The organism is Mesorhizobium koreense (genome assembly GCF_031656215.1).
GTDB classification, from domain to species: domain Bacteria; phylum Pseudomonadota; class Alphaproteobacteria; order Rhizobiales; family Rhizobiaceae; genus Mesorhizobium_L; species Mesorhizobium_L koreense.
This window is the reverse complement of sequence record NZ_CP134228.1, coordinates 477,930-498,659: the sequence shown is the minus strand read 5'-3', so window position 1 is coordinate 498,659 and position 20,730 is coordinate 477,930. Positions and strand designations below refer to the sequence as shown.

Sequence of the window (20,730 nt, the reverse complement as noted above, 5' to 3'; positions counted from 1 at the left end):
AGTGACGTTCCGGAGCCGAATCTTATCCCCGCAGCAGCCGTTCGAAGCTTTGCTTTCCGGTCGGCGAGAACAGGATCGCGCGGCTTTGCGGATCGCGTCGCGCCCATCGCCGCTCCATCATCTTGTCGAGCATCGCCGCGCCGAGCGCACCGGCGAGATGCGAGCGGCGCACGCTCCAGTCGAGGCAGGCCCGGCACAGAGGCCGTCGCTGTCCGGAAAGAGAGGCGAGGTCAATGCCGAGCTCATCGAAGAACCCCCGCCCCGTCGGTCCGAGTTCGACATTATCATCTCGCAGTGCGAGGATGCGGCGCGACAGAAGGCTGTCATAAAGGGCGACTCCCTTCTCACCGGCCAGATGATCGTAGCAGATGCGTGCCTCGCGCATGACCGCGTCGCGCGGGCCGGGCCGCGCTCGTTTCGGGCCGACGCGCTCCGCGACTCCGGAGATCGTTTCCAGCATCGACGCGACGTGATGACCGGACAGCGAATAGTAGCGGTGACGACCCTGCTGCTGCAGCGTTAGCAGGCCACCCTCGACCAGTTTGGCAAGGTGCGAGCTTGCCGTCGGCATCGTCACTCCTGCCTCCAGCGCCAATTCGCTCGCCGTCAGCGCACCTCCATCCATCAGCGCCGTTAGCATGTTGGCGCGTGCGGGGTCGCCGACGAGGCTGGCGATACGGGCGATGTCCGGTTCTTCATGCATGGTTCGATCCTTATCGAAGCATTGATGTCATGCAAGTTTTATCTTCAGGGCATGAAGAGGAGTTCGAAGGCCATGGAAACCGCCGACCATCCGCGAGCCTTTGCCCGCCTGCCTCACGTTGCTTTTGTACGCCGCTACACATTGCATCGCGCAGTCCCGCTCCTCGCACTCTGGTATGAACGCCATCTACAGCGCCACGATCTTGCCTTGCTCGATGCAAGGATGCTTCGCGATCTCGGCCTTGATGCCGATGAGGCTCGCCGTGAATGCGCAAAGTCCTTCTGGAGATGATGCCTCGCTTGCGAGGCCTATTCCATCTTCACAGCTCAATGCTTCGGTCTTCATCGAAATGTCTGTGCCAACCACGAAAGGAAATGCCGATGATCACCTGTTTCATCCGCTACGAGATCGACCCGTTCCGTAAGGACGCCTTTATCGAATACGCCCGCAATTGGGGCCAGGTGATCCCGCGCTGCGGTGCCGACTTGATCGGCTATTTCACACCCCATGAGGGTTCAGCGACGACGGCCTACGGCGTCTACAATATCGGCAGCCTCGCGGAATATGAGGTCTATCGCGAGCGCCTTCTCGCCGATCCGCTCGGCCAGGAGAACTTCCGCTTCTCCCAGACGGAGAAATTCATCCGGCGCGAGGACCGGATTTTTCTCAAGCCTGTTTCGGCGCTCCACGGAGCCGATCGATGATCGCGGTCATCTTCGAGGTCGAGCCCACGGATGGCCGTGTCGACGACTATCTCGGCCGTGCCGCCGACCTGAAGCCGCTGTTGCAGACTGTGGACGGCTTTATCTCCGTCGAACGTTTCCAGAGCCTTTCCAATCCTGGAAAGCTGGTCTCGCTTTCCTTCTGGCGGGACGATGAGGCAGTTGCGGCATGGCGCAACACGGAAGAGCACCGACAAGCGCAGACGGCTGGCCGGGCGGGAATCCTTGCCGGCTATCGTTTGCGCATCGCTCATGTCGTCCGCGACTATGGCATGCGCGACCGCGCCGAGGCGCCGCGCGACAGCCGTTCCGTTCACGATCGCGGCCCCGCCTGAAATATTCGGAACAAGCACCTTGCAGAGCCGTTGGGCGCCCATGGAAGTGTAGCTTCGCGGGGCCGACTGGCCTCCATACGATCAACCCTGACGGACAAAAAGGAAGGCGACGACAATGGGACTCTTCTCCAAGGACATAAAAACCATGGATGACCTCTTCGTGCATCAGTTGCGCGACATCTATTACGCCGAGGCGCAAATCATGAAGGCGTTGCCGAAGATGATTGAAAGGCTTCCAACACGGATTTGAGGAACGGCTTCTCCGAACATCTTGAACAGACGAAAGGCCATGTGACGAGGCTTGAACAGGTCTTCGACATGCTCGATCTCGATGCCGAGGGGGTTAACTGCCCGGCGATCGACGGCATTATCGAAGAAGCGAATGAAGTTTCCGGCGAGGTTGAGGACAAACGCGTGCTGGACGCCGCGCTTATCGCCGCCGCGCAGGCGGTGGAACACTACGAGATGACGCGCTACGGCACGCTCATTGCCTGGGCAGAGGAGGCCGGCCGGGCCGATTGCGCCAGGTTGCTCAAGCAGACGCTCGAGGAAGAGCGCGTCGCCGACAGGAAACTGACGCAGATCGCGGAAAGTGAGGTCAACCTGAAGGCGGCTTGACCACCGCATCCAGTCTCCTTGTTGCAAGGCAGGTACGGAGTTTCTTCGTGCCTGCTTTTGCCGTCGGGGGGCTTCGGAGACAATTTCGGTATCGATATTGACCGATCGATCGGTCAATATTATATCCAGCTCCATGCTCCGACGCGACACCCGTTCCGCCATCATCGAAGCTGCAGTTACCGTTCTCGGCCGCGACGGCCCCGATGCCTTCAGTGCCGCGGCGCTCGCCCGCGAGGTGGGCGTCAGCAAGGCCACCCTCTTCCACCATTTCCCAACGATCGACGAGATACCTACCGCTGCCTTCGAGCGCATGATCGCCGACAGTCTCGCGATCGACATGCCGCTCGACGCATCGCTCGCCGATACGATCGAATTTCTTGGACGCGGCAGCGCGGAACTGGTGCGCACGCGGCGCGGATTCTTCCGGGCCTATTTCGTGTTGATGGCGCGGGCCATGTTCGATGACAGGCTGCGCACTCAGCTTCAGGCCTCGGGCGACGCGCTGCTCGAGCGGTTAAGCGCCCTCCTTGCGCCCAAATTGGCGCCGGGTGCGGACGCGGCAGCGTTCGCCCGGCTGGTCGCCATCCAGCTCGACGGCTCGGCCATACACCGTATGGCCTTCGGCAATGACGACGAGATCGATGCGGCGTGGAAGACCCTTGTCGATCTCGCAAGACAGGAAGGAAAGTCCCGATGAAAATCGCCATCAACGGTGCTGGCGTTGCCGGCCCGGCGCTCGCCCATTGGCTCCTGCGCTACGGCCACGAGCCCGTCCTGATCGAGAAAGCGCCTGCCTTGCGCAAAGGTGGCTATATTATCGACTTCTGGGGGGCCGGCTACGACATAGCCGGGAAGATGGGCATTTTACCCAGGCTTCTCGATCTCGGCTATCAGGTGGAAGAAGTCCGTTTCGTCGATGCACAGGGGCAAAAGTCCGGCGGCTTCTCGACGGAGGTCTTCTGGCGCATGACGGGCGACCGCTTCACCAGCCTGCAGCGGAGCGATCTCGCCGCCACGATCTACTCGACCATTGAAGGAAAAGTGGAGACAATCTTCGATGATGGCATCGCTTCAATCGAGGAGCGGCCAGATCATGTGCATGTCGGCTTCGACCATGCCTCGCCGCGCGATTTCGATCTAGTCATTGGCGCGGATGGCCTGCATTCACGCGTGCGTTCGCTTGCCTTCGGTCCGGAGAAAGAGGCGGAACGCTTCCTCGGCTATTGTGTCGCCGCGTTCGAAGTGACCGGCTATCGGCCGCGCGAGGAACTTACCTATGTCAGCCATGCGCTTCCCGGCCGCCAGGTAACGCGTTTTTCCAAGCGCGGCGACCGCACTTTGTTCATGTTCTGCTACCGGGAGAAAGCGCCGGTGCCGATTCCGGACGATGACGCCGGCCGCCGTGAGGTTCTGCGCCGCGAGTTCACCGATATGAAATGGGAAGTGCCGGCAATTCTCGCGGCGATGGAAAACGCCGAAAATATCTATCTCGACCGTGTCAGCCAGATCGAGATACCGCGTTGGACGAAAGGTCGGGTCGCATTGATCGGCGATGCCGCGGCCTGCGTGTCGCTGCTGGCGGGCGAAGGCTGCGGCCTGGCGATGACGGAGGCTTACGTGCTCGCCGGCGAGCTCGCCGGTGCCGGCAACGACCACGTGGCGGCCTTTTCCCGCTATGAGGAGCGGATGCGGCCCTTTCTTGATGCCAAGCAGGCTTCGGCGCGCAAGTTCGCCTCTTCCTTCGTGCCCGAGACCAGCTTCGGGATTGCCTTCCGCAACTGGATGATGCGTCTGATGGCCATCCCACAGGTCGCTAATTTCCTCGTCGGAGAGCTGAACGACAATATCGGCCTGCCGGAATACGAAGCGGCATACCCGGAACGGTCTCACGCATTGCCGATGAGGATGCCGGCCGCGAAGACCAGCGCGCCGCCCAGCACCACCTGGAAGGTGGCGCGCAGGAAGGGCGTTTCCATATAGCGGTTCTGGATGAAGGCGATCGCCCACAATTCGAAGAACACCACGATGGCGGCGACCGTGGTCGCCGTCCAGAAATTCGAGATGAGATAGGGCAGGGTGTGGCCGAGGCCGCCCAGCATGGTCATGATGCCGTTGGCGAGCCCCCGCTTCAGCGGCGAGCCGCGACCGGACAGCTTGCCGTCGTCATGCGCGGCTTCCGTGAAGCCCATGGAGATGCCGGCGCCGACGGAGGCTGAGAGCCCGACCAGGAAGGTCGCCCATGTGTTCTGGGTAGCGAAGGCGGCGGCGAAGATCGGCGCCAGCGTCGAGATCGAGCCGTCCATGAGGCCGGCCAGCCCCGGCTGCACATAGGTCAGGATGAATTGCTTGCGCTCCTCCTGCCGCTCTTCGGCGGCTACGCCCTCCGGCACGTGTTTCACTCCGAGCCGATGCGCCATCGAGACATGTGACTTCTCCGCTGTCGCTAGTTCGCCGAGAAGCTTGCGCGTCGAGGCGTCACCCGTTCGCTTGGCGGCTTCCAGATAGAATCGGTAGGCCTGCTCCTCCATGTCTTCGGCTTGCGTTCGCACATGGTCGATGCCGAGTGGCCGGACCAGCCAGTCGGGCCGGCGCTCATAGTAGCCGCGCACATGCTCGCGCCGGATCAGCGGGATCTTTTCGCCGAAGCGCCTGCGGTGCATCTCGATCAGCACGTCGCGGTGATGTGCCTCTTCCTCGGCCATCTCATCGAAGACCTTGGCCGATTGCGGAAAATCCTCGCGCAGGCCGTCGGCGTAGGCGCTGTAGATGCGGCCGTCATCCTCCTCGGAGGAGATGGCCAGCGCCAGGATTTCCTGCTCGCTGAGCGAAGAGAAGTCGCGGCGGCCGAAGCCGAAAAAGCGCGAGAGCATTTTTGGATCCTTAGTTTAGAATAATTCTAAACTAAGGATCAGATCTCGTATCGTCAATCGAGACGATGGCTTCCATAATGATTATTCGTTGGTAGAAATGGGCGAACCGGCGCGGCATCGGCGCGCCGCCTGCCTGTTCCGGGAGATTCAGCATGACCGTCCACGCCCAGCCCGTCCTTGCCGCAATGCCTACCATCGACGATGTACGTGCGGCGGCGCGCCGGATCGGGGGACTGGCACGGCGCACGCCGCTTCTGGAATCGTCCCGACTCAACGACAAATTCGGCGCGCGGCTGCTCTTCAAGCCGGAAGTCCTGCAGCGCACAGGCTCTTTCAAGTTCCGTGGCGCTTACAACAAGATCGCTTCGCTTACGGAAGAGGAGCGCGCTCGCGGCGTAGTCGCTTTCTCCTCGGGCAATCATGCGCAGGGTGTGGCGGCTGCCGCACAGCTTTTCGGCGCCCGAGCCGTCATCGTCATGCCGGCCGACGCCCCAGCCATCAAAGCCGACAATGTCCGCGCCATGGGTGCCGAGATCGTGCCCTACGACCGATACAGCGACGACAGGGAAGTTGTTGCCCGGCCCTACGTCGAGAAGGGCATGGCGCTTGTAAAACCTTTCGACGATCCGCTGATCGTCGCCGGCCAGGGAACGGTCGGGCTGGAGATCGCCGAGGATGCGGCGGCGATGGGCATCCGCGTTGACGCCGTCGTAACACCTTGCGGCGGCGGCGGCCTCATGGCCGGCATTGCCACCGCGATCAAGGCGCTCTCGCCGGAAACCGAGATGTGGGGAGCGGAGCCGGAGGATTTTGACGATACGCGCCGTTCCCTTGCCGCCGGCAGCCGGGTGGGAGCCGATCCGGCCGGAACCTCGATCTGCGATGCGCTGATGTCGCCGATGCCTGGCGAACTCACCTTCGCCATCAATCGCAAGCTGGCGGCCGGCATTGTGGCGGTGCCGGAAACCTCGGTGGCCGTCGCCATGCGCGATGCCGCGGCCCATCTGAAGCTCATAGTCGAGCCAGGCGGCGCGGCCGGCTTCGCTGCGCTTTCCTCCGGCGAGATCGAGTTGGCCGGCAGGACGATCGCGGTCGTGCTTTCCGGCGGCAATGTCGATATGGACCTCTTCGCCCGGTTGGTCGCTGCGATCTAACCCGCTGGATACATTACCATTCTTTAATGCCTCGTTCATGTGGCGTTCAACGGGCCGCATCTAGAAGAAGGCGTCTTCAATCAAAGGAGAGACCTCCCATGAAACGCCTTGTCCTCGCGACCGTCGCCCTTTCGCTTCTCGCCGCGCCGGCCGCCTTCGCTCAACCGCAGGACTTTCACCACAAGCGCCCGAGTCACACGCATGTCGTGAAGAAGAAAGTCGTGGTGAAGAAGACCCGCTGGCAGCGCGGCCATCGCATGCCGCATGGCCAGCACTACACGGTGGTCAAGGACTACGGCCGCTATCACCTGCGCCGGCCGCCGCACGGCCAGCATTGGGTCAAGGTCGACAACCAGTATCTGCTGGTCGGCATCACGTCAGGCATCATCGCCGCCCTGGTCAACGCGCAATAAGGTCGAAACGTAAGCTTGAAACGCGGCCCCGGTTTTCCTCCCACCGGGGCCGCGAAATGTTTGCGCCTTCATTGGCATGAACTTTCCGGCCAGCGAGCCTTCGCTACGGCGCTGCCGCCACGATTGGTATCGCTTGAACGGTCGGGTCGACGCTGCGATCCACATGGCCGGCGAAGGCTCAGCCCGACACAGGCAGATGCCGCGCAGGCCCTGCGAAAGAGGTCCTGTCCACCAGGCGGTATATTTCCACCGAGCCGCTGGAAGCGATCCGATCGTAGCGGGCGAGAATGGGAGCGAATCCGAATTTGGCGAGCATTTCCGGTACGAGTTGGCCACGTTTGTCGACGATCAAGATCTGCGGCAACCGGCGCAGTAATCGGGCCTTCTTGTCGGAAAGATACTGCGCGGCCATGGCCTCGAATCGCTTTGCCTCGACCATGTCGCCGGCGGCAACGGCCTGTCTCTCACGACGAACCGCATAAACCGCGATCCAGTCGCTGCAATAGGGCTCGATCCATTGCCCGTCGATCATCCGGGTGAAGGGATGGCCGGTCTCGATACCGCCGCCCAGCATTCCGACTGTCGGATGCTCTCCAGGGCGAAGAGCAGCGGCAACGAGGACATCGGCGGGCCTTTCGCTTGGCAGAAACCGCAGGTGACCGGCCAATATCGCCGCCAGGGCGACCGTGACAAGCCCGACCCGTGATTCGGACGCATGCTTTTCAAACAGGATAGCAACACCGATCACCAGAGCGGCCGAGCCGAACAGGATCGCGGGGTAGGCATGATAAGGCCATCCCTTGCCCTGCACGAAAAAGGGTAGCCACGCGGCAAGCGAAGCCACCATCAGGACATCCGGGAAGTCCGGTCGGTTGGTCAGCCGACGGCAGAAAGCGTAAGCGGCAATCAGAACGAAACCCGGCATGGCAAGCCACAGAAGTATTTCGGTCGGCATGCGATACGCCATGTACGTGTCGCGCAATAAGGGCATCAGCTTTGCAAAGAAGTCGGGATAGAGAAGGTAGATGAGGACGAGATAGCTGGCCGTGCCAACGCCGGAGAGCACGAACTCCGGCAGAAACAGTGTCCGCATATCGCGCCGTCGCAGTGCCAGGTAGACGGCCACCGCGATAACGACGATGGCATAGTAGGGCTTCACCATGGCAAAGACACACGCCCCGGTTGCGGCTGTCAGCCAGTGCAGTGGTCCCGGCCGGCGCGCTTCCGGCAACGCGATGCGCCAAGCCGCGAGCGCCAACAAAGGAAGCGCCAGAACGGCGCCGATCTGGTCGCGCTCGGTAAAGGAATTCCCGGAAATGAGAACGGTTATCGAAAACAGGACAAGAGAAACGATCACGGCGGACCGCCGCTTCAATATCCCGCCGCAGACGAGCATCCAGCCGGTAAGCGACGTGCCGGCGAGGCAGATAAGTATCGTATAAAGCCGGACGGCGCTTTCCGGCGCGATCCCGATGAGGTCCGCGAACTGGACCGGAAAAACATATAGCCAGATCGAGAAAGGCGGATTGGTTTCGATCACATCGCGGTAGAGCCGCTCGCCCGCGTCAATGTGTTCAATCACTGTAATCAGCCAACTGGTGTCGGGGACGGTTCCCCAGCGCCAGGCGTTGAGGGCGCAGGCGGAGGCGCCGATCAAGGCGACCGTTAAGGCGGCAAGTGCCCAGAAGAGCGAAAAGTAACTCTCGACCACCGAAGCCTCGTAATCCGCTCCGTCGTCGAATACCCATAGTCTCAGCAGCGCAAAATTGGTGGCCGGGATAACGACGCATATCGCGGCGAAAGCAGCCATGGGAGGGTAACCAAGGGCCTCGCCGCCTTTCGGGAGCAGAAAGGCGATGGCCAAGCCGACGGTGAGTGTCGTCAGGAAGCGCGGTATAGCCGCGGCATGGGAACGTTTAGAAGCGAAACTCAGTCGCCTGTGGCCGTAATAGGAAAATCCGGCGGACAGGATATAGGCGACGACGCTGGCCGTCGTTGGGGAGATGCCGGGAAGCGCGACCAAGGTGGTTGCTAGAAGGAAATAACAAAGGGTGGCCGCGATACCGACGCCTCCAAAAGTGGCAACCACGATCGAAAGCGGCCGTTTGTCCCGGTTGCCAGAAACCTCAGGCGCGGGCGAAGCAGGCATATTGTGCTCCGACGGGAAAGTTGGACATCGTCCGTTCGACCCGTCTTGCCACCCGGCCAGCGCTCGGAAGAAGACAGAAGAATTCATGCGAAATGGAGGTGAAGCCAGCAGCCGCAAGCAAGCGCCGCGTGGTCGAACTGCGAAGCAGAACCGCGTCTTCGTCGAATGGACAGCGCAGCACAGCCAGTCGCGTCACCGGATTGAGCGGGTTATGTTCTATGACGCAGGCAAGCGCGCCTGGACGCAAAATACGTCGCATCTCGGAAAAAAAACACGGCCATTCGGGCGGCGGCACATGATGCACGACACAAACAGTCATGGCGAAGTCGAACGATTCATCGGGATAGGGGAGTTGCTTGCCCGAATAGGCGCGGTAACCCACATTAGGATTATCCCGACGGGCACGCTCGATCGACTCTGCGGATACGTCGCAACCATCGACGTTTGAGAATAAATCACGGATATACGGATGCATCGTGCCGATGCCGCAACCTATGTCTAACGCGTGACGTTTCATTTCAGGCGCGAGATAGCCCTCTGATCGCAAGCGCCTTTCGATAAGGTCGGCCTTGGCCTGCATGAAGAAGTCGTGTTTCAGCCCGGAAAAGCTGATCGAATCGGCAACGACATCTTGGTAGCTCGTCCGATAGTCGTCGAAAAGTTCGGCCATGGACGGTCCCCGCTCGGTCAGCTGGCGACGTTGCGATGGCCGGTCTGGGTGCCGGTTGCCGCAACTTCGGTTTGTCGGCCTGTATCGTGAGCTACGATGTAGAGCGGACGTCGCTTTACCTCGGCATGGATGCCGCCGACATAAAGCCCGACCACTCCGGTCATGAAGAGATTGATGCCGCTGAGAAAAGACACGAGCACAACGGTGGAAGCCCAACCATCCACCATGGCGCCGCCAAGTAGTTTAAAGATAACCGCATAGATGCCGAACGATATTGCCAGAAAGCAGATCGTGAGGCCTGCCCAGAGAGCCATGCGCAGTGGTTTTTCGGAGAAGCTGAGCATGCCGTGTATGGCGAGCTTGACCATCTTCCATAGCGGGTATTTGGTCTCACCGGCCATACGTGGAGGCCGCTCGAACAAGACCTCAGCTTGCCTGAAACCGATCCAGGCGAACATTCCACGGACAAAGCGGTCGCTCTCAGGCATGGATTTGAACGCATCAAGCGCCTGACGGCTGACGAGACGAAAATCGCCAACGTCGCGCGGTATGGGGACGGTGGTCATCGCGGAGAGGACGCGGTAATAGAGATTTGCGGTCGCCCGTTTAAAGAGGGTCTCGCCTTGCCGCAGGATACGCCGGGCATAAACGACATCGAACCCTTCCTTCCATTTCGCGATCAATTCTAATACCACTTCCGGCGGGTCCTGAAGATCGGCGTCCATAACTACGACTGCCTCCCCACGTGCCGCGTTCATGCCCGCGGTAATGGCAATCTGGTGGCCGAAATTACGGGATAATTCTATAAGGCGGAGACGCGAGTCGATCCTTACGGCGCCGCGCAGGAAGATCGAGCCTGTGTCATGGCTACCATCATCCACAAAGATTGCTTCAGCCGACCCGTCAAGCTGGTCGAGCAGCTTGACGATCCTGTGGAGCAGAAGCGGCAGCATCGCCTCTTCATTGTAGACGGGAATGACCAATGAATAGCGTAGCACACGCTCGTGTGCTGCAGCATTTTGCCCCGTCATGCCTCGCTCCGCATCCTAAGTCGCGGAGACGATAACGCGACGCTGCTAACGGCTGATTAATGTTTCCTCACGCTTAAAGCTTCCTCAGCGCCACTTTTTCTATCAGGTGGTTGGCGCCCTTGCGCAGGATGAGGTCGGCGCGAGGGCGGGTCGGGAGGATGTTGTCGCGCAGGTTCTTCAGGTTGATGTTGGCCCACAGTCCCTCGGCGATGGCGCGGGCTGCATCCTCCGAAAGCTGCGAGTAGCGGTGGAAGAAATTCTCCGGCTTGCGGAAGGCCGTTTCGCGCAGGCGCATGAACCGGTCGATATACCAGCGCCGGATCAGTGCTTCCTCCGCGTCGATATAGATCGAGAAGTCGAAGAAATCCGAAACAAAGGGCACCGCCTTGCCGTCACTCGGCAGGTCGCGTGTCTGCAGGACGTTGATGCCCTCGAAGATCAATATGTCGGGGCGGTCGACGGTGACGAACTCTCCGGGCAGGACATCGTAGGTCAGATGCGAGTAGAGCGGGGCACGCACATCGCGCATGCCTGCCTTGATGGCGGAGAGGAAGCGCAAGAGCGCGCCGATATCGTAGCTCTCCGGAAAGCCCTTGCGCTCCATCAGGTTCTGCCGGCGCAGAATCTCGTTGGGCAGCAGAAAGCCGTCCGTCGTGACCAGATCGACCTTCGGACTGGACGGCCAGCGTGCCAGAAGCTCTTTCAGCACGCGCGCCGTCGTCGATTTGCCGACCGCGACGGAGCCCGCGATGCCGATGATGAAGGGCGTCTTCACAGCATCGCCCGCGCCGAAGAAGATCTTACGCTGGGCGAACAGGCGCTGGCTCGTCTCGACATGGGCGGAAAGCAACCGCGACATGGAAAGGTAGATGCGCTTGACCTCTTCAAGGTCGATCGGGTCGTTGAGCGATCGCAACCGCCGGATTTCGTCTTCCGCGAGCGTCAGCGGCGTGTCGTCGCGGAAGCCGGCCCATTCCTCTGCCGAAAAGACGCGATAGGGCGAATATCTTTCTTCGGGGGCAAGCTGATCCATGAACGCTCTCACTCCTACACGGTTCAGCCCTTGCGTGCGGCCTTTTCCTGGATGCCGGTTTGTCCAGTCCGGCGTTCGAGTTCGATCATGACGTCCGACAGCGGAACACCGGCAATCGCCAGCACCACGAGCCAATGGTAGAGGAGGTCGGCGCTCTCCGAAACGAGTGCCTTCGCATCGGTCCCGAGCGCGGCGATCACGGTCTCGATCGCCTCTTCGCCGAGCTTCTTTGACGCCCGCTCCATGCCGCCGGCGAAAAGCTTCGCCGTCCACGACTCCGGATCGCCCGACCGGGCGCGTAACGCGACGATCCTTTCGAGATCGGCGAGGGAGAAATCGCTCATGGCCGCGCAGATAGCCGCATCAGGCGGCGAAGTCGAGTCGCATCGGCAGGCCGGCCGCTGCCATGTGCCGCTTCGCCTCGGCGATCGAATAAGTGCCGAAATGGAAGATCGAGGCGGCGAGCACCGCCGAGGCATGGCCGTCACGAACGCCTTCCACCAGATGGTCGAGCGTGCCGACGCCGCCCGACGCGATAACCGGCACATGCACGGCATCGGCGACCGCGCGCGTGAGCCGGATATCGTAGCCCGATTTCGTACCGTCGCGGTCCATCGAGGTCAGCAGGATCTCGCCGGCGCCGAGGTCAACCATCCGCCGTGCGAATCCGACGGCATCGATGCCGGTGGCACGGCGTCCGCCATGGGTAAAGATCTCCCAGCGGTCTTCCTCGCCTTCGACGGACGCTTTCCTGGCGTCGATCGCAACGACAATGCACTGGTCGCCGAATTTGTCCGCCGCCTGCGCCACGAATTCCGGATCAGCGACCGCCGCGCTGTTGATCGAAACCTTGTCAGCGCCCGCCAGAAGCAGCTTGCGGATGTCGCCGACGCCGCGCACGCCTCCGCCGACCGTCAGCGGCATGAAGCACTGCTCGGCCGTGCGCGCGACCACGTCGAAGATCGTCTCGCGATTGTCGGAAGAAGCGGCGATGTCGAGGAAGCAGAGCTCGTCCGCACCTGCCGCGTCATACGCCTTCGCCGCTTCGACCGGGTCGCCGGCGTCGACCAGATCGACAAAATTGACGCCCTTGACGACACGGCCGTCCTTTACGTCGAGGCAGGGGATGACGCGGGCTTTCAAAGTCATCGGTGGGCGATCCTTGTTTCCCGTCATTTAGCGACCCCGGGCGGCGCGGACAATCCTTGGCCCAGGCAATCCAGGGCCTCGAACCGGTATTGATCGCGGAATTTTGGGTTCCGCCAGGTAGCCCCGATCAATTGCCGTGAAAGACGTTCTCGACATGGATGGGCCAGCGCCGGGGCAGCACCGCCACCATGTCGAAGCGGATGGAGAGGCGGCCGTAGTCCGGTTGGCGGGCCAGCCACAAATCGGCCGCCGCCTCGATGCGCCGTTCCGATGTTCGCGACAGCGCCTCCATCGCCTCCGTCAGTGTCTGCCGCGCCTTGACCTCGACAATCAGCACGAGGTCGCCGCGCCGCGCGATAAGGTCGATTTCGCCCAGCTTCGTCCGGTGGCGCCGGGCGAGGATGCGATAGCCCTTCAGCATAAGGGCAAGCGCCGCCAGCCGCTCACCGCGATGGCCTTTGCGATAGGCCCGGAAGCGGCGCTCGCGGGCCTCACCCGCCACTGGATCTGCCCTTCAGTTCGAGCAGGCGCCGGTAAAGCACGGGCTTCGCCTCGCCCGTCATCCGCGCGGCTTCGGCAGCGGCTTTCGAGGCCGGCATTTCCTCGGCAAGCGAGACGAGAAGCCGGTCGATATCCATGGCCTCTGCCGTCTCTGGCAGGGGCGGGCCGACACAGACCACGACCTCGCCTTTCGGCGCGACGGCATCGGCGTAATGCGCTGCAAGTTCATCGAGTGTTCCAGCCCGGCGTTCCTCGAAGGCCTTGGTCAGTTCACGCGTGACGGCTGCCGGACGCCTTGCCCCGAGCATTTCGGCCATCGCGGCAAGGCTCGCCGCCAATCGGCGCGGCGATTCAAAGAAGATGAGCGTTGCCGGCACGTTTCTGAGCACTTCCAGCCGATGACGCCGCTGCCCGTCCTTCACCGGAAGGAAGCCGGCAAACAAAAAGGAATCGGAGGGCAGGCCGGAGAGCGACAGCGCCGCCAGCACGGAGGATGCGCCGGGTATAGGAACGACGCGAATGCCTTCCTCCAGCGCCGCCGAGACCAGCCGGTAGCCGGGATCGGAGACGAGCGGCGTGCCGGCGTCGGAGACGAGCGCGACGCTGCGGCCTTCCTTCAGTGCTGCGATCAAACGTGGCCCGGCCTCCGCCTCGTTGTGCTCGTGATAGGCGATCGGCCTTTGCCTTATCCCGTATCGCTCGAGCAGCACCCGCGTCACGCGCGTGTCCTCGCAGGCGAGGATGTCGGCCGCCGCCAGCGTCTCCAGCGCGCGCAAGGTGATGTCGCCGAGATTGCCGATCGGGGTCGCTACCGGATAGAGCGCGGGCGTGAGCGGTCGTGCGGTTATAGCAGCTTCGCCGACCAGATAGGACTTGTCCCCGTTCATCTCCGCCTCACTGGGTACCCCCAGCTTTCTTCGCACGGCAGAAGCGCTCCTGCAAAGCGTCCATCCGTTCAGCGCAGCGTGATCTCCGATTTCAGCGTCACACTTTCGAAGTCCGAGATCAGGATATCGACCGAAACGTTCCACCGCCCGGCGACCGGCAAGCGTAGTCCGTCAACTCGCCATTGGCCCTGATCCAGCTTGTGTGCCTCTCGCCGGATCGGTTCGATGCCAGCAGACGGCATGGAGAAAGAAAGCGTCACTTCCTTGGCATCGAGCGGTTCGAGATCGCCGCCAACCACGAAGGCGGAGACGGAAACGGGGCCGGCGCGCCCCGGCGAGACGGTGATGCTGGCCATCGCCCGCTCTGCATGGATATGGACGGAGACGGGAGGGACGGGCGCGGCATCGGCGAGTGCACGCGGCGGTGGCGTGAAGCGCCAGAGCGCGACCGTACAGAGGATCGCCGTCACCAGCACGATCTCGCCAGCGACGGAACGGATGAAGCGCCTTTCGGCCCGCGCGTCGCCGGCAAGAGCCGGCTTCGTCAGTCGCCAGCGGTTGAAGGCGGCGAGGGCAAGCAGGAGCGCGACCAACGCCAGCTTGGCGACCAGCACGCGGCCGTACGCCGTCGAGACCAGCGCCGGGAAATGGCCGACCTGCACAATGGCGAGCGCAATCCCGGCCGCAAGGAGCGCCGCCAGAACATAGGGGATAATCACGGAAAAGCGCCTGAGCGCCGGCCCCGTCGCTTCATCCTTGCCGACGAAAAGCGCGGCGAGCGGCGCCAGCGCGCCGACCCAGAAAGCGACCGCTGTGGCATGCACGAAGACGGCCGGCCGCATCAGCCATTGCGGGTTCGCCGCCGCCGCATGACCGCTCGAAGCGAGCGCGAGGCCGACGCCGACCATCGCGAGCGCAGAGGCTGCCCGCGCCTCGCGAGGCGCGCGCGAATAGAGCGCCCAAAGAGCCGCCAGCATAGAAACCGATGCGAAGAAGGCGGTGAGCGCATAGCTGGTCGACAGTGCTGTTGCCCAGACCTTCGGTTCCGCCAGCGAGAATAGGCCGAGATCAAGCGCATCGGCACCGAGAAGGCAGAGCGAGAGCCCCGTCGCGACGAGGCCGGCAATGCTCACACCGGTGATGAAACGATGTGCCGCCTGCGCACCGCCGGCAAACCAGAAGAGGAAAAACGCGCCGCCCGCACCCACGAACAGCCCGATATAGACCAGCACCCGGCAAAGCCAGATCGCGATGCGCAGCGGCCAGTCAATCGCTTCGGTCGCTTCCGCAGTCGCTCCCGAACTCGGCATGCCGATGGAGAAGATCACCGCGCCGCCGACCGGATGCCCGTCTTCGGAAATCACACGCCAGGAAAGGACATAGCTTCCCGTACCGAGGCTGGAGGGTGCGTCGAGCACGATCCGCTTGCCATCGAGTTTCGGCTTGCCGAGCGAAACCCCGTTGCCGTTCGGCTCGATCAATTTAAGGATGAGCGGCGACACAGGCTCGTCGAACGTTAATGACAGTTCGGTGGGGACCTTCGCCAGCACGGCTCCATCCGCCGGATCGGAGGCGACGAGCGCGGCATGCGCGAATGCCTGTCCGGTGAGGAAAAATGTCAGGACGACCGTGCAGGCCAGCGCACGGGTCACCCTCTGCCGCATCGCGGATATGTGAAACTGGGTCATGGCAGGGCCGCGGATTTGGAAAGGCCGCGTGGCCGCGGCCTTTCCGCTTTCCCTACTTTTTCGGCAAAAGCTTCACACCCGGCGCCGGGTGTTCGACAGAATCCGGGTCGGCGCCCTTGGCCGGCTTCTCGATCCAGCGCGTCACGCCCTTCTCGCATTCCTGCACGACCGGGAAATAGAGCATCTCGCCGGCCTGCAGCGAGTCGGCCAGGAAGCCGCTCATGACGAACTCGTCATAATAATCGTCGGGCAGATTGCCGGTCCAGTCGATCTCTGTGATGCCTTCGCTGATCGAATGGCCATAGAATTTATAGGTCTTGTCGTACTTGCCCTTGACGATGTCGAGCTTCCACCCGGGCTTCGGCATCGGCTTCACGCCGATATAGCCTTCCGGGATCTGAACGCGAAGCTTGACGGTTGCGGAGCCCGCGCAGCCATGTGGTACGCGCAAAACGGCCTTATAGCCCGAGCCGACCCGGGCTTCTTGTTGTTCGAGCGTGACATGGGCGAAGGCGGTTGTGGCGAATAGCGTGGCGGCCGCTGCGAGAAGAATGGATTTCAGCATTTTTGTTTCCCTTGCGTGCCGGAAGGATGCGCGTTCCAGGTGCAGCCTAGCCGACGATCGATTGAACCGGCCGCCGTGAACTGCGCGGGTCGGACAAATGATTGGATGGAAGATGAAGGGGCGGGTTCCCGCCCGATGCTCAGACTAAGAGCGGAGGCGCCTGTGGAGGAGCAGACGGTGGATAGGCCGCGCGGATGACGTGCGGCGCCGATGGAAGCGGAAGAACGACCGGCATGCCGATCCGTTCGATCGAGGCCACGCAATCCGGTGCCGGTAGGAGGAAGGAGGATGAGATGCGGCAGGCATCGCAGCCGTTGCGATGCGCCTGCTTGTGATCGCTTTTTCCGGCAATATCGGTTATGCAGAGAACCGGTTGCGAGCCGTCCGGGAAGGCGTGGGCGGCAGCGAGCGTGTCGGATCGCGGCAGGACCAGGGGCTCATGGCCGAACGCTACCAGCGCCAGCGAGAAGACGCAAAGCAGGCGCACGAAGATCTGCCGGGTTGGCAAACTGAAACGCATAAGCCCCCTTCCTCTTCCTCCTTCTTAAGCTGGCCGGGGCGGCGGGTCCATGCGGCATGATGGATGGTCCGCCCAGGGATCGATCCTGGATAACCCGGTTCGCCGAGGCCCGCCGACCAGTTGTTCGTGCATCTCCTTCTGCGAGATGTTTATCGTATGATGAGGTAGGCGCCGCTTATCAGGGCAAACGACAGGACGGCGATACGCATGCCCTTGCCGCCGATCCTGCTGTGAACCACCTTGGACAGAACGGTACCGGCGATGACAAGCGGTATGAGGTAGAGCGCCGCCAACAATTGATTGGCCGTGATCTTGCCGGTGACCGCAAGCATGGCAAGCGACATCAATTCGCCCACCAGGAAGCAGAGTGCCACGGTGGCCCGTAGCGTAGGTCCGCCGGTGTGCTGGTAGAGAAGTGCCAGCGGCGGTCCGCCGATGCCGGTGGCGGTCTCCGTCACTCCGGTGAATATCCCCACACCGATAGCTGCCGGCCGGGTGGGCGTGAAAGGAGGCGCCAAAAGAGCAGCAGCGGCGGCGATGACCGTGAACCAGCCCACTGCGAGATCGAGCTGATGGACCGAGAGCGCGGCCAGGAGCCAAAGCCCCGCGAAGGTTCCTGCGAAACGTCCGACCGTGATCCATTTGGCGCCTGCCCAGTCGACCGAGGTCCGCTCGCGCCACGCGACATGCGCGTTGAGCGGCAGCATCAGGATCAGCAGCATCACCGGCAGCAGATTGGGCTGCAGCAGCCCGACGACAGGTGCCAGGATTAGCGCGAAACCGATGCCGAGTGCGCCCTGGATGAAAGCAGAGACAAAGACGCCGACCGCGAGAATTGAAAAAACCGCGATGCTCACCGATAGTGTCCCAATGCGCGAAAGGTGCTGGCGTCGGGATGGATTTTCTGGATCGGCGCGTTTGCGATGGTGTCGGTTACCGCTTCCCTGATTTCGGCCAGGAGCGACCGTGCGTCCCAGTCCACCGGCCAGCCTTGCCAGAGGCGAAGGCGGCCGTTGGTGAACACCGCGTCGATCTGATCGCGATTGCCGTAGCGTACGAGTTCCCAGACAAGGTCGTGCGATGGCGTGAATTCCGGACGGTCGAGATCGACCAGAAGGAAGTCGGCGGCAAGCCCCTGCCTGATCTCGCCGGTGACGCTGGCCAAGCCGCTTGAATCGGCGGCACCGCGGGTGGCCCGGTCCAGCCATAACCATCCGCCGCCGCAGGACGAGTCGCCGGTCGCCAGACCGATGCTGGCGCGTTGCAGCGTTTCGGCAGCATCCATCAGGCGGAACGCATCGGCCCGCGTGCCGTCGGTGCCGAGACCGAAGCGGATGCCGAGCGCCGCCATCTGCAGCGCCGGCGCGACCGCGTTTCCCTTCCAGACGCTCGCCATGGGGTTGTAGGCCACAGCCGTGTCACTGTCGCGCAGAAGGTTCAGTTCATGCGGCGTGACCAGGGTCGAGTGCGCGATCAGCACGTGGCTGCCTAGCGCGCCGATATGAGCGAGATGTTCGAGCGGACGCCGCCCCGTCGCGACCAGCGAACGTTCGACCGCGACCAGATGTTCGTTGACGTGGGTCTGGAATATCGCTCCCGCCTCCCCGGCCATCGTGGAAATCGTGCGAAGCATCGCTTCGGTCGCCGCTTCCGGGATGGAGATGGCGAGCGAGGGATGGATGAGTGGATCCTTGGCGAAGGCGGCCAGATGGTTCGCCGCCTTGGCTATTATGCTTGCTTTGTCAGGAACGATCGCCGTGCCGTGGACATCGTTGCAGATCAGGCCGACGACGCTGCGCAGGCCCGTCTCGCGAGCGGCTCGCGCCAGGGCGTCTATATGGTCGGCGGAACGCGTACCGGCGTCGACGGCGGTGGTGAAGCCGCCGCGCAGGCATTCCAGAGCCGCAAGCTTCGCCGAGAGATATACCATTCGCTCGTCCAGGCTGCCCTCGAGCGGCACCCATACACGGCGAAAGATTTCCGACGGCTCGCCGAATACCAGCGATTTGCCAAGCGACTGCGTCAAATGCGTGTGGACATCGATGAAGCCGGGCATCAGCAGGTGTCCCGGTAGGTCTACCCGCGTCAGGTTGCCATTGGAGGCGGCCACCTCTGCAACAGGGCCAATCTCGCCAAATCGGCCGCCGCGCACCACAAGCGCGACATTGGTTCGCAGCCCGTCCGGCAGCAGGACGCTGCCAGGGCAAAAGACAGCATGGCCGCAATTCTCCAGGGTATCGCGAAGGCTCATCCTTCCGCCCCGGTCGCTTCAGCGTGGCTGCTCGAGCCGGCTTCGTGCAGACCGCCGAACAGGAACGCAGCGTTGACGATGACGGCCGTGATCGTGCCAGCTGCCAGGCCATTGCCCAGCACCATCTGCGCCCAGTGTGGAAATTGGCTGTAGACACCGGGAACGAGGATCGGCAGCAGACCCATCGACAAGGCCGCGGCGAGCGTGACCATCGGGCCATGCTCGCGCAGATCGACACGCCGCAGAAGGTCGATGCCGATGACGCCGATGATGGAGAAGACGACGACCGCGGTTCCGCAGACGACAGGGCCTGGCAGCGACGCAGCCAACCGGCCGACTGGTGCGAACAATGCAATCAGCACGAGGATGGCGCCGGCCACGGCCGTCACATAGCGCGATTTGACATTGGTGGCGCGCACGATGCCGATGTTTTCGCCGCTTGTGATGATGAGCGAGGTGCCGAACAGACCACCGACCAGCGATACAAGCGCATCTCCACGGATGGTCGACGGTACGATGGCGCGTGCGTCGCCCGGTTTTCCGACGATCTCGACCGTTGCGATGGTTTGACCGGTCGCCTCGGCCATCGAGATGATGGAAAAGACGATCAGCGGGATCGCCGCTACAAGGTTGAAGGTCGGCATGCCGAACGGAAACAGGTGCGGGACGGCGACGACCGGACCGGCGAGCACGCCCGAAACATCCATATGTCCCAGGGCAAACGCGATAATAGCACCCGCAACCAGTCCGAGCATCACCGACAATCGCTGCAGCATACCCGTAAAGACGCGCGCGAAGATCACCGTCAACGCAATGGTCAGCAACGCGAGTCCGATATTGACGGGATCGGCAAAACCGGGTGTACCCGCCTTACCGGTGATCGTTCCGCCATAGATCTTGACCAGATTGACCGAGACCAGCAGCAGCATCGTCCCGACGACGATCGGGGGAAAAAATTTGAGCAGGCGGCGAAATACCGGCAGTGCGATGAAATAGAACACCGCCGTCAATATGACGGCGCCAACAGCGGTCTGGATGTCCGTCTGCTGGGCGATGGCCAGGAATATGGCGATCGGCGCCCCGCCCGGAACCATGATGAAAGGCAGGCGTGCGCCGAATCCGCCGGGGCCGAAGCTCTGCAGGATCGTACCCAGGCCGCAGACCAGAAACGTCGCGCTGATCAACGAGACGGCCAGCGCGTCGCTCAAATCGAGCGCCTTGCTGACCAGAAAAACCGCCGTTATGGGCGCGGCGGCCATCACCAGAACATGCTGTAGACCAAACAATGCCAGGCTGCGCGCCGGCAGGATTTGATCGGTCGGATCGACCGTCTCATCAACGATGCCATTCATGTCTCATTCTCCTCCCAGAGTGATGCAAAATGCTTTGTCGAGTACTATGCAAAACGTTTTGTATGGCATGTGATATCAGATTTCTCGGCGCCTTGCAAAAGGATTTGCAAAGACACACC

At 62.2% G+C, this 20,730-nt stretch carries 23 protein-coding genes and 1 pseudogene; 8 read left to right on the top strand and 16 right to left on the bottom strand.

Annotated features, from left to right (window positions below; translation table 11 throughout):
• Window positions 1-22: 22 nt before the first annotated feature.
• Window positions 23-703 carry an ArsR/SmtB family transcription factor gene (locus RBH77_RS02300; protein ID WP_311030542.1) on the bottom strand — a complete coding sequence of 227 codons (681 nt, stop codon included), beginning with the start codon at window positions 701-703 and terminating at the stop codon, window positions 23-25.
• Between RBH77_RS02300 and RBH77_RS02295 the strand changes: the two genes are divergently transcribed.
• The 6 genes and pseudogenes from RBH77_RS02295 (at window position 698) to RBH77_RS02270 (ending at window position 4,358) form a co-directional block, all read left to right on the top strand.
• The gene (locus RBH77_RS02295) at window positions 698-994 is read left to right on the top strand and encodes a DUF1127 domain-containing protein (protein WP_311030541.1); all 297 of its coding nucleotides are present in this window, start codon (window positions 698-700) and stop codon (window positions 992-994) included. The genes RBH77_RS02300 and RBH77_RS02295 overlap by 6 nt on opposite strands.
• A gap of 89 nt (window positions 995-1,083) precedes the next feature.
• Entirely contained in the window at window positions 1,084-1,407 is a 324-nt protein-coding gene (locus RBH77_RS02290) for an NIPSNAP family protein (protein WP_311030540.1), read from the top strand.
• Window positions 1,404-1,760, top strand: a complete 357-nt coding sequence (locus RBH77_RS02285) for an antibiotic biosynthesis monooxygenase family protein (protein ID WP_311030539.1) — start codon at window positions 1,404-1,406, stop codon at window positions 1,758-1,760. The genes RBH77_RS02290 and RBH77_RS02285 overlap by 4 nt, the downstream gene beginning before the upstream one ends.
• Window positions 1,761-1,875: 115 nt before the next feature.
• Window positions 1,876-2,378: pseudogene (locus tag RBH77_RS02280) on the top strand (YciE/YciF ferroxidase family protein).
• A 133-nt stretch (window positions 2,379-2,511) separates the two neighbouring features.
• A complete protein-coding gene (locus RBH77_RS02275) occupies window positions 2,512-3,075 on the top strand; it encodes a TetR/AcrR family transcriptional regulator (protein WP_311030538.1) in 564 nt (187 codons plus the stop codon).
• Window positions 3,072-4,358, top strand: coding sequence for an FAD-binding domain (locus RBH77_RS02270; protein WP_311030537.1), 1,287 nt, complete (start codon window positions 3,072-3,074; stop codon window positions 4,356-4,358). Before RBH77_RS02275 ends, RBH77_RS02270 begins: the two co-directional genes overlap by 4 nt.
• Here RBH77_RS02270 and mbfA read toward each other — a convergent pair.
• Entirely contained in the window at window positions 4,265-5,248 is a 984-nt protein-coding gene (gene mbfA / locus RBH77_RS02265; RefSeq protein ID WP_311030536.1) for an iron exporter MbfA, read from the bottom strand. The genes RBH77_RS02270 and mbfA overlap by 94 nt on opposite strands.
• A gap of 152 nt (window positions 5,249-5,400) precedes the next feature.
• Between mbfA and RBH77_RS02260 the strand changes: the two genes are divergently transcribed.
• Window positions 5,401-6,402 carry a threonine ammonia-lyase gene (locus tag RBH77_RS02260; protein ID WP_311030535.1) on the top strand — a complete coding sequence of 334 codons (1,002 nt, stop codon included), beginning with the start codon at window positions 5,401-5,403 and terminating at the stop codon, window positions 6,400-6,402.
• Window positions 6,403-6,500: 98 nt separating this feature from the next.
• The gene (locus RBH77_RS02255; protein WP_311030534.1) at window positions 6,501-6,815 is read left to right on the top strand and encodes an RcnB family protein; all 315 of its coding nucleotides are present in this window, start codon (window positions 6,501-6,503) and stop codon (window positions 6,813-6,815) included.
• A 178-nt stretch (window positions 6,816-6,993) separates the two neighbouring features.
• Here the strand turns inward: RBH77_RS02255 and RBH77_RS02250 are convergent, their stop codons facing one another.
• The 14 genes from RBH77_RS02250 to RBH77_RS02185 form a co-directional block, all read right to left on the bottom strand.
• On the bottom strand, window positions 6,994-8,964 hold the full coding sequence (locus RBH77_RS02250) for a GtrA family protein (RefSeq protein WP_311030533.1): 1,971 nt from the start codon (window positions 8,962-8,964) through the stop codon (window positions 6,994-6,996).
• The gene (locus RBH77_RS02245) at window positions 8,942-9,634 is read right to left on the bottom strand and encodes a class I SAM-dependent methyltransferase (RefSeq protein WP_311030532.1); all 693 of its coding nucleotides are present in this window, start codon (window positions 9,632-9,634) and stop codon (window positions 8,942-8,944) included. The genes RBH77_RS02250 and RBH77_RS02245 overlap by 23 nt, the downstream gene beginning before the upstream one ends.
• A 17-nt stretch (window positions 9,635-9,651) precedes the next feature.
• The gene (locus RBH77_RS02240; protein WP_311030531.1) at window positions 9,652-10,665 is read right to left on the bottom strand and encodes a glycosyltransferase family 2 protein; all 1,014 of its coding nucleotides are present in this window, start codon (window positions 10,663-10,665) and stop codon (window positions 9,652-9,654) included.
• Between the two features lie 73 nt (window positions 10,666-10,738).
• Window positions 10,739-11,698 carry a type I pantothenate kinase gene (coaA, locus tag RBH77_RS02235; protein WP_371832827.1) on the bottom strand — a complete coding sequence of 320 codons (960 nt, stop codon included), beginning with the start codon at window positions 11,696-11,698 and terminating at the stop codon, window positions 10,739-10,741.
• 23 nt (window positions 11,699-11,721) lie between these two features.
• A complete protein-coding gene (locus RBH77_RS02230) occupies window positions 11,722-12,042 on the bottom strand; it encodes a phosphoribosyl-ATP diphosphatase (RefSeq protein WP_311030529.1) in 321 nt (106 codons plus the stop codon).
• Between the two features lie 19 nt (window positions 12,043-12,061).
• The gene (hisF, locus tag RBH77_RS02225) at window positions 12,062-12,847 is read right to left on the bottom strand and encodes an imidazole glycerol phosphate synthase subunit HisF (RefSeq protein WP_311030528.1); all 786 of its coding nucleotides are present in this window, start codon (window positions 12,845-12,847) and stop codon (window positions 12,062-12,064) included.
• 127 nt (window positions 12,848-12,974) lie between these two features.
• Window positions 12,975-13,349 carry a YraN family protein gene (locus RBH77_RS02220; RefSeq protein ID WP_311030527.1) on the bottom strand — a complete coding sequence of 125 codons (375 nt, stop codon included), beginning with the start codon at window positions 13,347-13,349 and terminating at the stop codon, window positions 12,975-12,977.
• Window positions 13,339-14,235: a 16S rRNA (cytidine(1402)-2'-O)-methyltransferase gene (gene rsmI / locus RBH77_RS02215; RefSeq protein ID WP_311030526.1), complete on the bottom strand. Its 897-nt coding sequence runs from the start codon at window positions 14,233-14,235 to the stop codon at window positions 13,339-13,341. The genes RBH77_RS02220 and rsmI overlap by 11 nt, the downstream gene beginning before the upstream one ends.
• A 68-nt stretch (window positions 14,236-14,303) precedes the next feature.
• Window positions 14,304-15,923, bottom strand: coding sequence for a copper resistance CopC/CopD family protein (locus tag RBH77_RS02210; protein ID WP_311030525.1), 1,620 nt, complete (start codon window positions 15,921-15,923; stop codon window positions 14,304-14,306).
• Between the two features lie 52 nt (window positions 15,924-15,975).
• Window positions 15,976-16,488, bottom strand: coding sequence for a YcnI family copper-binding membrane protein (locus tag RBH77_RS02205; protein WP_311030524.1), 513 nt, complete (start codon window positions 16,486-16,488; stop codon window positions 15,976-15,978).
• Window positions 16,489-16,627: 139 nt separating this feature from the next.
• Entirely contained in the window at window positions 16,628-17,008 is a 381-nt protein-coding gene (locus tag RBH77_RS02200) for a hypothetical protein (RefSeq protein WP_311030523.1), read from the bottom strand.
• Between the two features lie 149 nt (window positions 17,009-17,157).
• Window positions 17,158-17,865: a sulfite exporter TauE/SafE family protein gene (locus RBH77_RS02195; RefSeq protein WP_311030522.1), complete on the bottom strand. Its 708-nt coding sequence runs from the start codon at window positions 17,863-17,865 to the stop codon at window positions 17,158-17,160.
• Window positions 17,862-19,259, bottom strand: coding sequence for an amidohydrolase family protein (locus RBH77_RS02190; protein WP_311030521.1), 1,398 nt, complete (start codon window positions 19,257-19,259; stop codon window positions 17,862-17,864). The genes RBH77_RS02195 and RBH77_RS02190 overlap by 4 nt, the downstream gene beginning before the upstream one ends.
• Window positions 19,256-20,611, bottom strand: a complete 1,356-nt coding sequence (locus RBH77_RS02185) for a uracil-xanthine permease family protein (protein WP_311030520.1) — start codon at window positions 20,609-20,611, stop codon at window positions 19,256-19,258. Before RBH77_RS02185 ends, RBH77_RS02190 begins: the two co-directional genes overlap by 4 nt.
• Between the last annotated feature and the right edge of the window lie 119 nt (window positions 20,612-20,730).